We start from the raw sequence: 12,141 nt of genomic DNA on the forward strand, positions 1-12,141 counted from the left end.
TGAAATTTAGTGGGGCGGTGCGTCAAAAGTCGCCGCAGCGCAAACAAAAGCGCTCGAGTCGCATCTAAGGACCGGAAATGCGGGCGTTGCGCCCTCGGCGCGAAAAGCTGCCGCTCAGCGCGGCGCGGTGCCGGCCAGTTTCGACTGCACGAGATCGACGCTGCCGCGAACATGGATCGTCACCGGTTTGCCACCGGCACCCGTGACCGCCAGCGCAATCACCGAGACGTCTTCCTCATAGGTGGTGACGTAAAGGACCTGAGCCTGATTGACGTAAACGGGCTGATTGTGGGTGTTCTTGAAGCCAATCATCGTGGCTGTGCTCCATCTTCGTTGTGAAGAAGGTATCGCATGGAAGGGGTTGATGGAGGGTGAATGCGGGTGGTGATGGTGTATGGGGATGTGGAGCCGCTTTGGCTGGCGGCGAAGGCCGGCGCCGCGACCCCGCGCGGATCTAGTGGCCGCCGAGCAACTCGCGCAGGCCCCATTTGACCTCGCCCTTGCGGTTTTCGATGCCATCCACCTTCCAGCCGCCGTTTTCGCGCACGAGCGTGTAATGCAGCGTGACCGGCCCAAAATTGCGGAAGAACACATCGAGTTCGACGCGGTCGCCGCTTCCCTTGAGCGGCCCGAGCCGCACATTCGTCGCCTCGCCATCCTGCCCTGAAATCACCGGATCGAAATCGATCGTGCCGATCTCGTCATCGGACGTGCGGGCTCGATCAGCGACGAACAATTTGGCCAGCCCGCGCGAGAAGAACGGCTGGTAAGGCGAGGGAGCATCCGTCGGAGTCTTGTCGAGATCATAGGCATAGAGCGCCTTGATCAGAGCTTCCGGGGTTTTGTAGGTCTCCGCCTGGACGGCAAAGGCGGAGAGGAGGAGCAGGGCGAGGGTGATGAGGGTGCGCATTGGGGCCTGGGGGATAAAGAGAGACGCGCAGCGAAGCAACGGCCATTGAAGACAACACAAACAATCTCGAGTTGTAAATGATGTAGGTGTTGTTGTCACTACTTCAGTCAGGGATTGCAATATCGACCAATTCGAGTAGGAGCGAAAACAACGGACGAAATCCATCAAATGCCTCGACCGGAAGTTTTGAAACTACATGTTCCGAAAAATAGACTTTATTGCCAGATATAGTTTTGAAATGAGTATGATTTTCGAGATCCTTCCTAATTATGTGATCTCCGAGCTTGGCAGACGTCTGTTTTAGCTTTAGTTCAATAGACTTACCGTTTGATGCTGTCTCAAGAAAATCGTCGTTAAAGAGATACTCTATTGGCATATTTTTATATTTATGACATTCAGCCCTAAATTCTGGTGCAGGGAGAAGAACCGCATACACTCTGCCGCTTACACCCCTTCTCACAACATTTCCGCTCACCTCAAAATCGGAGAAATTCCGATCAAGTTTGAACTCTTGTATTCCCGCTTCGTCGTAGTCAAAAAGACCGACCACAATATGCGGATGATCGGCTGCCACACCCTTAATGCACACCCCTAGGCTTTGCGCGCCGCCATTACCTGTCCCCGCAACGTCAATTCCGGTCTCGCAACTTTTTATTTTGAACGGCATAGCTTCGTCAGGAAATAGCTTCGTCCAAGCTGTATGGAGAATTTTCGCATCGGTCCGACCCTCCGTCAAGATAACGGGCGTTGTGATTGCTTTCAGCTCTTGCCCCAAAATCAAAGCTCGCTCCTCGGCGTCTCGAGCTCTTTGTTCCGTAAGTGCAATTCCCCTAAGGGCGTCGGCTACGACCGGCAGGTAAAAGCCTTCGGCCATTGCTTGCTGAGGGTCCATCTTGTCCAACTCTTTTCCCTGTAAGACGGTTGAGAGTTTATTTTCATCTTTACTGACCAGGAATCTCGATATGCTTTCGTCCTGGAGCATATAAAATGAGGGGCTGTGCGTAGTCATGAATATCTGGATGCGATTGTCATTTGCTAGGGTGAGTATCCGCTTAGCTTCGGACTGAGCTGCAACAAAATCTAGAGAGTTCTCCGGCTCTTCAAACCCCCATATATGATACTCGTACGTGTCATTGTCCGAAATGTATTTTAGCAACTCAGGTATATGGCGGGCCTTTATGCCATCACCTCGTTGCTTTGTGAGGGATTTGGGATCAGTTTCGCCGACCCCCACAGTTTCGAAGTCTAATGTCTTGAATAGCTCGCTTAATTGAGTTGGCGCACCGATTTTCGTATTGAAGGAGACATCTACAGGTAGTGTCGCGAACATCGTGCTAGTCAATTTCTGAACTTCGTTTGAGAATCCGTTAACTACCTGAGTGAATCCCGGTGTGTTAGCCAATGTCTCGTGTATATCTGATAGCAACATTTCAAAAATAGAGACATCTTTTATAGCAGGTATGTAAATAAAGCGAATTTTATTGAGGAATCTAGTCGCAATATGGCGTCTTTTGGGCGGTATATTTTGCGATATTTCTTCGTGATAATCGAATCCCCTTGAAACCGTCCACTGTCGTTTAACGTAAAAACTTTCGCCTAGCGACTTCTGAAACGATTTTGGCGTGTTGAATGTAATTTTTACGTATAAAAACTTTCGTATATCCTCCGAAGCTTCAGATTCTTTTCGTCGAAAATCGCAAAAATCGGTATCGAACTCGAAATCCTGCGAGTGATCGACGTTTCCGGCAAAAAATAAGTTAAGAGCTCTTACTATATTAGACTTACCCGAGTCATTTTTTCCGAATATTATATTTAGGTCGCCAAGATTACGTATTTTGAACTTATAGAAACTGCGAAAATACGAAACTTCGATTTCACTTATTAAATTCACGTTTATACACCCCAAAAGAATCGCGATCACCAGTGAGTATGCACTCTACACGCGCAATTACTTTTACAGATTCTTATTTCTGTGCAATGCTTTAGTTGTAAGAGGTTCTAGCAAGTTTTCCGGTTTGGCCACCGGCGCCGTTCGGCCTTTGGACGAAGTACTGACTGTGACAGGATGGCCTCGATAGGTCGGTTCCTACCGCCCCGGCCGTCCCGTATACCCCTCCGTCCGCCGCTTCTGCTGCTTGGCGTCGCCAGCATCCTCGTAACTCCCGGCGCAGACCTTCCTTACCCGCCCCTTGAGGGGGAGGGTCGGACCGAAGGTCCGGGGTGGGGTGATGGTTTGAGGTTTTGGCGGGTCACCCCCACCCGCCGCTTTGCGGCGACCTCCCCCCTCAAGGGGGAGGTGGTTTCCGGGGTGCCCGAGGGTGAGTGACCGCTGCCTATTCGAAGCCGTCATGTGGGTGCCTACCTCCCCGGCCGGCCCATCTTCCCCTTGGTCCGCCGCTTCTACTGCTTGGCATCGCCAGCATCCTCGTAGCTCCCGGCGCCGACTTTCCTTACCCGCCCCTTGAGGGGGAGGGTCGGACCGGAGGTCCGGGGTGGGGTGATGGTTTGAGGTTTCGGCGGGTCACCCCCACCCGCCGCGTTGCGGCGACCTCCCCCCTCAAGGGGGAGGTGTTTTCCGGGATGCCTGAGGGCGGAGTGACCGCCGCCTCTTCGCAGTCATCCTGTCGGTGGCTACCGCCCCGGCCGGCCCGTCTTGCCCTTGGTCCGTCGCTTCTGCTGCTTGGCGTCGGTCGCATCCTCGTAGCTCCCGGCGCCGACCTTGCCGCGCACGATGGGCCTCGGGTCGTCCTTGCCTTCGCCTCGTTCCGGCTGGCCTTCCAGCAGCGGCGAGAAGCGTTTCTTGGTGCTGATCGTTTCCGGTGGGCGTTCCGGCAGGGTGCCGGGGGCGGGTTTTTCGGTGCGGCCGACGGTCATCTCGTCGAGGGAGTTGCGGCGGAACAGTGGGGTGGCCGTGTCGGTGCCCGGGCCCATGTCGTCGAGTGAGGGTTTGGCGAAGTAGGAGGGAGACGCCTCGTCTCCGGCCTTGGCGGCTTTGCCTTTGCCGCCGCCGAGCGAGGTGCGGGTGGCTTCGGCGCTGCGGCGCACGCCTTCCTGGGCCTTGGATTCCTCGCGGGCGATCGGGTCGTCCATGGTGGCGAGTTCTGAGGCCTTGAGGCGTTTGATCTCGTCGCGCAGGCGGGCGGCCTTTTCGAAGTCGAGGTCTGCTGCGGCGTCGCGCATGGATTTTTCCATGGCGTTGAGATGGCTCTGCAGGTTGTTGCCGACGAGGTGGCCGCCGTCTGCAAAACCCTTGCCCGAAGCGCCTGATATATCGGCGCGGACGTGGTCGCGTTCGTAGACGCTGTCGAGAATGTCGGAAATGCGGGCTTTCACCGATTCTGGGGTGATGCCGTGTTCGGTGTTGTAGGCGACCTGCTTTTCGCGGCGGCGGGCGGTTTCGTCCATGGCGCGCTGCATCGAGCCGGTGATCTTGTCGGCGTAGAGGATGACCTTGCCATCGACGTTACGGGCGGCGCGGCCGATGGTCTGGACGAGCGACGTCTCCGAGCGCAGAAAACCTTCCTTGTCGGCATCGAGAATGGCGACGAAGCCGCATTCGGGAATGTCGAGACCTTCGCGAAGCAAGTTGATGCCGATCAGCACGTCGAAGGCGCCGAGGCGCAGATCGCGGATGATCTCGATGCGTTCCAGCGTGTCGATATCCGAGTGCATGTAGCGGACGCGCACGCCTTGCTCGTGCAAGTATTCGGTGAGGTCTTCGGCCATGCGCTTGGTGAGCACGGTGACCAGGGTGCGGTAGCCTTTTTCGGCGGTCTCGCGGATCTCGCCGAGCACGTCGTCGACCTGGCTGCGGGCGGAGCGGACTTCGACCGGCGGATCGATGAGGCCGGTCGGGCGGATGACCTGTTCGGCAAACACGCCGCCGGCCTGTTCCATTTCCCAATTGCCGGGCGTTGCCGACACGGCGACGGTGAGGGGGCGCATCGCATCCCATTCCTCGAAGCGCAGCGGCCGGTTGTCCATGCACGACGGCAGGCGGAATCCGTATTCGGCGAGCGTCGCTTTCCGGCGGAAGTCGCCCCGGTACATGCCGCCGATCTGGCTGACGGAGACATGGCTCTCATCGATGAACAGAAGGGCGTTGTCGGGGATATATTCGAACAGCGTCGGCGGCGGCTCGCCGGGGGTGCGGCCGGTGAGATAGCGCGAATAGTTCTCGATGCCGGCGCAGGAGCCGGTCGCCTCGAGCATTTCGATATCGTAGCGGGTGCGCTGTTCCAGACGCTGCGCTTCCAGCAGGCGGCCGCCCTTTTCGAGCTCGTTGAGGCGGAGCTTCAGCTCTTCCTTGATCGACTTGATGGCGCCGTTGAGGGTGGGGCGCGGCGTCACATAGTGGGAGTTGGCGTAGATCTTGACCGATTTCAGGTCGCCGGTCTTGTGGCCGGTGAGCGGGTCGAATTCGGTGATACTGTCGATCTCGTCGCCGAACATCGAGATGCGCCAGGCGGCATCTTCAAGGTGGGCGGGAAAGATCTCGATCGTATCGCCGCGCACGCGGAAGGAACCGCGGATGAAGTTGATGTCCTGGCGCTTGTATTGCTGGGCCACGAGGTCGGCGAGCAGCTGCCGCTGGTCGAGCTTGTCGCCGACGGCCATCTGGAAGGTCATGGCGGTGTAGGTCTCGACGGAGCCGATACCATAGATGCAGGAGACCGAGGCGACGATGATGCAGTCGTCGCGTTCCAGCAGCGAGCGGGTGGCGGAATGGCGCATGCGGTCGATCTGTTCGTTGATCGAGGATTCCTTCTCGATGAACGTATCGGAGCGCGGCACATAGGCTTCCGGCTGGTAATAATCGTAGTAGGAGACGAAATATTCCACCGCATTGTCGGGGAAGAAGTTCTTGAATTCGGAATAGAGCTGCGCCGCCAGCGTCTTGTTGGGCGCAAGGATGACGGCCGGGCGCTGCGTGGCCTCGATGACCTTGGCCATCGTGAACGTCTTGCCGGAGCCGGTGACGCCGAGCAGGACCTGCGAGCGTTCGTTGTTGTTGATGCCCTCGACGAGGTCCTTGATGGCGGTCGGCTGGTCGCCGGCGGGCTGATAGTCCGAGGCCATGCGGATGGTGACGCCGCCTTCGGATTTCTCAGGACGGTGGGGACGGTGCGGCGTCCACATCTTGCCGTCCTTGAACAGCGGGTTGCCGCTTTCGATCAGCGCCGACAGGGCCTCCACCGTGGCGGTGACGGCGCCGGTGGCGAGGTGTTCCGCCTCTTCCAGCGACACGTCCATGCCGGCGACCGGATTGAGGCCGGCGGCGGCGCGGGTTTTGGGATCGGACGAGCCGCCCATAGACGTGCCGCGAGACGATTTCGACGAGGTCGTGTGCTTGGCGGTTTTCGGCGTGTCCTTCGCGGCGGCCTTGATGGCCTCCTCGCGGGCGGCGATCTCGATCTTCTTGCGATGCTTGCCGGCCTTGGAGGCGATCTCGCGCTGGGTCTCGACGCCGGACATTTCCGCCTCGGCTTCCAGCTGCCTCACCCAGTCCGAGACATTCCCCTCCAGCGGAGCGCCTTCAAACGACGATTGCGGGGATTCCTCGAAACCGCTGGGCTTGGAGGAGGGGGATTTTTTCGGAGATCTGGCCATGGCGCGAATATGGAGGCGGGATGGTGGAAAGTGAAGAGGGGGATGAGTGGAAAATGAGTACAAAAGGGCAACGGGGTAGTTTGTGCTTTTGGCGCGGTCTCCAGCAGATCCCGAAGGCTACCATTGTCCACAGTTCTACGATGCATAGCGTGGGCTGCGTCTCTCACATCCCCCTGCCGTAAAGTAACCGGATGACAGAATGTTGTACCGACCGTGGCTGGACAGGCGAGCTGTCGTTGGCGATATCGCAGCTGATGGCATTCTTGCCGAGGCATGTCGAAATCGTTTAGAGGGGCCACTTCCGAGGTTCTTCGGTCCCAGACCGCGGTTGGCTGGCGGCAAATCGTCCGGGTCGCGAAATGGCCGTAATTGTCTTTCGTTTCGGACACATTCGTCTCCAACTCTGGGGGACTGAAACAGGAGTGGCCGGATGGCGATTTCGAGACCGACATTGGCAGCGACTCGCTACGGGTACGGATTGCGTCCCGGCGAGGAGCCGCCGCGCGATGCCGAGGCTCTGCTGGCCCAGCTCGACCAGGCCGCAAAGCGGAAGCCGCGTTTTCCGCGCGAGGGAGCGGGTGGCCGCCGCGAGACTGCGTCTCGCGTGATGTCGCTGCGGGCTGCCGAAGCGAAGGCGGCGAAGGACGGCAAGCCGAACGAAAGCATTCGCAAGGAAACCCAGAAGGAAGCGCTGCAGATCTATCGGCAGGATGCGATGGCGCGGCTGGCGCAGGCGATCCTGTCGCCCTTCGGGTTTCACGAACGGCTGGCATCGTTCTGGACGGACCATTTTTCCACCAGCGCGCTCAAGTCGCTGCCGATGCGGATGGTCGTGCCTTTGTACGAGGCAGAGGCGATCCGTCCCAATCTGGCCGGGTCGTTCGCGAACCTGCTGAAAGCCGCCATGCTGCATCCCGCGATGCTGATCTATCTCGACCAGAGTGATGGTGCAGGCATGGACGCCCCCGCGGGGCGGTCGGGCGGGCGTGCCGTGAACGAAAGCCTTGGCCGCGAACTGCTGGAACTGCACACGCTGGGAGCTGGGAGCGGGTATACCCAGGAGGATGTCCGGGCCGCCGCGCTGATCCTGACGGGACTGTCGGTCGATCGCCGCGCTCTCGAAGTCGTCTATCGTCCACGCATTTCCGAAGGCGGCTCGATCAGCCTGCTCGGAGAGGTTTACGAGGACGACGAGGCGGGGAGCCAGGACCATTTGCGGATGCTCGAGGATCTGGCCCTGAACCCGATGACGGCGGAACATGTCTGCCGAAAACTGGTGATCCACTTCGTTGCCGACGAACCCCCGGCGGATGTGGTTGCCGCGATGACGGCAGCCTGGGCTGAAACCGAGGGTGATCTGAAGGCCGTCTATCGTGCCATGCTGGATCATCCCCGTGCCTGGAGCGATCCTGGACAGAAGATCAAGCGTCCGTTCGAATTCGTCGTGTCCGGATTCCGAGCCGTCGACATTTCCGATAAGGACCTCTCCCGGTTGCTGGACGAGATGGACGACGATGAGCAGGAAGACGACGGACCGATGCGAAAGGCGCTGAAGATGGCCAGCAGCACGGCTGCCCGCGCGGATGCCAAGCAGCGTGCCGCGCGCGCCAACGACCTGACGCTTGCCGCGCTCCAGCGGATGGACCAGCCGATCTGGCAGCCACCGAGCCCGGCCGGCTATGCCGACCTGGCGAGTGTCTGGCTGTCGCCGGGCCAGCTGAGCGAGCGGATCGCCTGGGCGCGGCTGATGGCCGGCCGTTTCGGCCAGAGGCGCGATCCCGGCACGTTTCTCGATGCGGCGCTCGGGGACGCGGCGGGCCAGAATACCAGGGACGTGATTGCTCAGGCACCCAACACCAACCACGCCATCGCGATGGTTCTGGCGTCGCCCGAGTTCAACAGGAGATAGCGATGACGATCAAGCCAAGCTTTTCGCTCTCCCGCCGCGGCTTTCTGGCCGGCGCCTGCTGTGCCGCTGCCGCACCCGTGCTGACATCGCTCAGCGTTGCGGCTGCTCCTGGCGAAAGCCGGTTCGTGACGATCATATTGCGCGGAGGGATGGACGGCCTGGATCTGGTGCAGCCCTATGGCGATGCGGCTTTCGCCGGATTGCGACCGACGCTCGGTCTGACGCCCGGGACCGGACTTGTTGATCTCGACGGATTTTTCGGTCTCAACCCGGCGGCGTCGGCATTGATGCCGCTCTGGCGGGAGAATGCGCTGTCCTTCGTGCACGCGGTCGCGACGCCCTACCGCAACGGGCGCAGTCATTTCGTCGGCCAGACAATGCTGGAAAACGGTGGTACCGACGCATCGCAGAAGAGTGGCTGGCTCAACCGGACGCTGGCGGTCATTCCGCGGACCGACGGCCGCAAGGCGCTCGACATCCATACGTCGATGGAACTGATCCTGAGCGGGCCGAACAAGGCCGACAACCGTCCGGGAACGGGCGACGTGGAGATGGCGCAGGACGAGATCGGCTTTCTCGATCGGCTCTACGCAGCCGACGCGCCGTTTGCCGCGGCGATGGAGGAGGTCAAGCGGACGGGGTTTTCGGCTGGCGGGTACCGCCAGAAGCGGAACCGCAGCGTCGTCGACATGGCGCGGCTTGCCGGTGGCATGCTGCGGGAAGACTACCGGATTGCCAGCTTTTCGATCAACGGCTGGGATACGCATCGCGAACAGGCTAGCCAGTTCGGATCGGTGGCTGGCGAGCTTGCCGCTGCCATCGTGGCGCTCAAGGACGCATTGGGTGCTGACGCCTGGGCCCACACGGTGGTGCTGGCCGTCACGGAATTCGGACGTTCCGTGCGTGAGAACGGCACCGGCGGGACCGATCACGGCACGGGCAGCGGTGCAGTCCTCGCGGGCGGTGCGGTGTCGGGTGGGAAGGTGATGGGGCCCTGGCCCGGTCTTGCCGAGGACAGGCTTCTGGATGGCCAGGATCTGATGCCGACCGGCGATGTGCGCGAGATCGCCGCGGCCATGCTGCACAAGCAGTTCGGCATTGCGCCGGACAAGCTGACGTCGCGCGTCTTTCCCGGGCTGTCCTTTGACAGGTCCTCCATCTATCTTCAGGGGTAACTGGCTATCTACAGCGATAGACCGGCTATCTGCAGGGATCGACTAGGGCCAGTCCGAGCCGACCGTTATTCTGCCGGGACGGGTCTTGGCTTGCCGTCGTCTCCCAGCGCCACCATGACGAAGGTCCCGGCCGTTACCTTTTCCAGCATCCGGTACCGGGCACGCTGCGCCCAGGCTTCGACATTCAGCGTGATCGAACTCGTGCCGACGCGGGTGATCTCGGTGTAGACGTTCAGCGTGTCGCCGATCTTGACGGGGAGCTGGAATGCCATTTCCTTCACGGCTGCGGTCACCGTGCGGCCATGCGCCCGCTCGGTGGCGCGGATGCCGCTGGCAAGGTCCATCTGGGCCATCACCCAGCCGCCGAAGATATCACCGGCTGGATTGGCGTCGGCCGGCATCGCAAGTGTGCGCAGTGTCAGTTCTCCGGTCGGAGAGGCAGGTTGCGGCTGTTCGGTCATTCGTCACGTCCTTGCTGAGTCTCGTATCTGTTGAGACCAGACTAGAGCGAAAGACGGGTCCGGCCCACCCTTGTTTTGGATTGGAGCAATGCTCCAGCAACATGGCTTGGATACATGCCGCTTTAGTGCGTGCGCACCCAATCCGAGTAAGTGTTTCCGCCGCTTACATGCTTTACGACCTGCTAACCCTCTTCACCTAAGCTCCGCGCAGTTTTACTGGAGGGGGAAACTATGCAGCGTATCGCTATTTCTTGGCGTCTCTACAGCCTTGTCGTCCTGTCGCTCGTCATTCTCGGTGGCGCGATGGTGTTCAGCCTGTTTCAAAGCTATCGTTCGTCGGAGCGGGAGCGCAAGGCGGGTCTTGCCCAGATGAACGACAACGCTGTTGCCATCCTGAAGAAGTACCAGGGTCTCGAAGCTGCCGGCACGATGAGCCGTGATGAGGCGCAGGCAGCCGCCAAGGCCATCGTCAGCGCCATGCGCTATGGCGGCGGATCGGGGTATTTCTGGATCAACGACATGCACCCGACCATGGTGATGCATCCGATCAAGCCGGAACTGAACGGGTCGGACCTGACCCAGAACAAGGACCCCAACGGGAAATTCCTGTTTGTGGAATTCACCAATGTGGTGAAGGCTGGCGGTCAGGGCTTTGTCGACTATTACTGGCCAAAGCCCGGTGCCGCCGAACCGGTCGAGAAATACTCGCATGTTATCGGCTTTTCGCCCTGGGGCTGGATCGTCGGTACCGGTGTCTATACCGATGACCTAAAGGCGATGTTCCGCCAGGACGCGATGAAGTTTGCCGCCATGTTTGCGGGTGGTGCGGTGCTGCTGCTTGCCGGCGCCTGGTTTGTGGTCAGAAGCGTGACCCGACCGATCCGTCAGGTAAAGGGCGTGCTGACCGCGATTGCGGCCGGCGAGACCGGCATGGCTGTTCCGTGCACGGCTTATCCGAACGAGGTGGGCGAGATGGCACGTGCCGTCGAAGTGCTGCGTAACAGCGTCGAAGAAAGTGCGGCACTTCGGGCACGCGAGGCCGATCAGCAGCGTGCCATGGCGACGGAACGTTTTGAAAGCGAGCGCAGCAGCGGTGCTGCGGCCGAGAGACAGGCGCGGGCGATCGGCGAGCTGGGATGGGCGCTGGAGGCACTTGCCGCCGGCAATCTCTCCGTTTCGCTCGGTGATATTGGTGCTGATTATGCGAAGCTGCGGCGCGATTTTAATGCGGCGGTCGAAGCGCTTCACAATGCCATCGCTGCGATTTCGGAAACCGGCCATGTGGTGCGCGACAGCGCTTCCGACATTTCCGGCGCTACCGGCAACCTTGCCAAGCGGACCGAGCAGCAGGCTGCGGCACTGGAAGAGACGGCCGCCGCACTCGACGAGATCACCGCGACAGTCGGAACTGCGGCAGAGCGGGCTCGCGAGGCACGCGTCATGGTCGCCGAGACCAAGGCAAGTGCCGGCCGTTCCGGAGAGATCGTCCGCAGCGCGGTGGATGCGATGGGCCGTATCGAGGCGTCGTCCAGCCGCATCAGCCAGATCATCGGGGTCATCGACGAGATCGCGTTCCAGACCAATCTTCTGGCGCTCAATGCCGGCGTCGAGGCGGCACGGGCAGGTGAGGCGGGTCGCGGCTTTGCAGTCGTTGCGCAGGAAGTGCGCGAACTGGCGCAGCGCTCGGCCAACGCCGCCAAGGAGATCAAGACGCTGATCAGCACCTCGGTTCACGAAGTCGAGACCGGCGTCGCGCTGGTGCGGTCAACCGGTGATGCGCTGGTGGAGATTGCCGTGCTGGTCGAAAAGGTCAACGCCCATGTCGAGACGATCGCAACGACCGCGCACGAACAGTCGGGTGGGCTTCGGGAGATCAACGCGTCTGTCAACCACATGGACCAGATGACCCAGCAGAATGCCGCCATGGTCGAGGAGACGACGGCTGCCAGCCAGACCCTGGCCGAACAGAGCCATCATCTGCAGCATCTGCTTTCGACCTTCCGACTGAATGGCGAGGCCGTAAGGGACACTCGTCAACCGGACCGGGTTCGCGCGGCCTGAGTGACTGACGTCGAT

The 12,141-nt window shown here is 60.2% G+C and carries 8 protein-coding genes; 3 read left to right on the forward strand and 5 right to left on the reverse strand.

Annotated elements, in window-relative coordinates; genetic code table 11:
- Positions 1-114: 114 nt before the first annotated feature.
- The 4 genes from ACQY1L_RS05830 to uvrB all read right to left on the reverse strand — a co-directional run bounded on the left by ACQY1L_RS05830 (position 115) and on the right by uvrB (position 6,520).
- Positions 115-312, reverse strand: a complete 198-nt coding sequence (locus tag ACQY1L_RS05830; protein WP_062456430.1) for a hypothetical protein — start codon at positions 310-312, stop codon at positions 115-117.
- Positions 313-454: 142 nt separating this feature from the next.
- Positions 455-910, reverse strand: a complete 456-nt coding sequence (locus ACQY1L_RS05835) for a DUF3828 domain-containing protein (RefSeq protein WP_430243275.1) — start codon at positions 908-910, stop codon at positions 455-457.
- A gap of 103 nt (positions 911-1,013) precedes the next feature.
- The gene (locus ACQY1L_RS05840; protein ID WP_430243277.1) at positions 1,014-2,831 is read right to left on the reverse strand and encodes an ATP-dependent nuclease; all 1,818 of its coding nucleotides are present in this window, start codon (positions 2,829-2,831) and stop codon (positions 1,014-1,016) included.
- A 710-nt stretch (positions 2,832-3,541) separates the two neighbouring features.
- Complete coding sequence (gene uvrB / locus ACQY1L_RS05845) at positions 3,542-6,520, reverse strand: excinuclease ABC subunit UvrB (RefSeq protein WP_430243279.1); 2,979 nt, start codon at positions 6,518-6,520, stop codon at positions 3,542-3,544.
- A gap of 430 nt (positions 6,521-6,950) precedes the next feature.
- Here uvrB and ACQY1L_RS05850 point away from each other — a divergent pair, with 430 nt between their 5' ends.
- Together ACQY1L_RS05850 and ACQY1L_RS05855 are read left to right on the forward strand one after the other, a co-directional pair.
- Positions 6,951-8,429, forward strand: a complete 1,479-nt coding sequence (locus tag ACQY1L_RS05850; protein WP_430243281.1) for a DUF1800 domain-containing protein — start codon at positions 6,951-6,953, stop codon at positions 8,427-8,429.
- Positions 8,430-8,431: 2 nt separating this feature from the next.
- Complete coding sequence (locus tag ACQY1L_RS05855) at positions 8,432-9,604, forward strand: DUF1501 domain-containing protein (protein ID WP_430243283.1); 1,173 nt, start codon at positions 8,432-8,434, stop codon at positions 9,602-9,604.
- Positions 9,605-9,669: 65 nt separating this feature from the next.
- Here the strand turns inward: ACQY1L_RS05855 and ACQY1L_RS05860 are convergent, their stop codons facing one another.
- Positions 9,670-10,065: an acyl-CoA thioesterase gene (locus ACQY1L_RS05860; RefSeq protein ID WP_062456448.1), complete on the reverse strand. Its 396-nt coding sequence runs from the start codon at positions 10,063-10,065 to the stop codon at positions 9,670-9,672.
- 231 nt (positions 10,066-10,296) lie between these two features.
- Between ACQY1L_RS05860 and ACQY1L_RS05865 the strand changes: the two genes are divergently transcribed.
- Complete coding sequence (locus ACQY1L_RS05865) at positions 10,297-12,126, forward strand: methyl-accepting chemotaxis protein (protein ID WP_430261990.1); 1,830 nt, start codon at positions 10,297-10,299, stop codon at positions 12,124-12,126.
- The last annotated feature ends 15 nt before the right edge of the window (positions 12,127-12,141 follow it).

Origin of the sequence: Neorhizobium sp. DAR64862/K0K3 (assembly GCF_050500185.1) — a bacterium.
GTDB lineage: Bacteria > Pseudomonadota > Alphaproteobacteria > Rhizobiales > Rhizobiaceae > Neorhizobium > Neorhizobium soli.

Bases quoted from the DNA above. Each gene is read 5' to 3' on its own strand.
- ACQY1L_RS05835 (WP_430243275.1), bottom strand. From the start codon at position 910: ATGCGCACCCTCATCACCCTCGCCCTGCTCCTCCTCTCCGCCTTTGCC.
- ACQY1L_RS05860 (WP_062456448.1), bottom strand. From the start codon at position 10,065: ATGACCGAACAGCCGCAACCTGCCTCTCCGACCGGAGAACTGACACTG.
- ACQY1L_RS05865 (WP_430261990.1), top strand. From the start codon at position 10,297: ATGCAGCGTATCGCTATTTCTTGGCGTCTCTACAGCCTTGTCGTCCTG.
- ACQY1L_RS05850 (WP_430243281.1), top strand. From the start codon at position 6,951: ATGGCGATTTCGAGACCGACATTGGCAGCGACTCGCTACGGGTACGGA.
- ACQY1L_RS05830 (WP_062456430.1), bottom strand. From the start codon at position 312: ATGATTGGCTTCAAGAACACCCACAATCAGCCCGTTTACGTCAATCAG.
- uvrB (WP_430243279.1), bottom strand. From the start codon at position 6,520: ATGGCCAGATCTCCGAAAAAATCCCCCTCCTCCAAGCCCAGCGGTTTC.
- ACQY1L_RS05855 (WP_430243283.1), top strand. From the start codon at position 8,432: ATGACGATCAAGCCAAGCTTTTCGCTCTCCCGCCGCGGCTTTCTGGCC.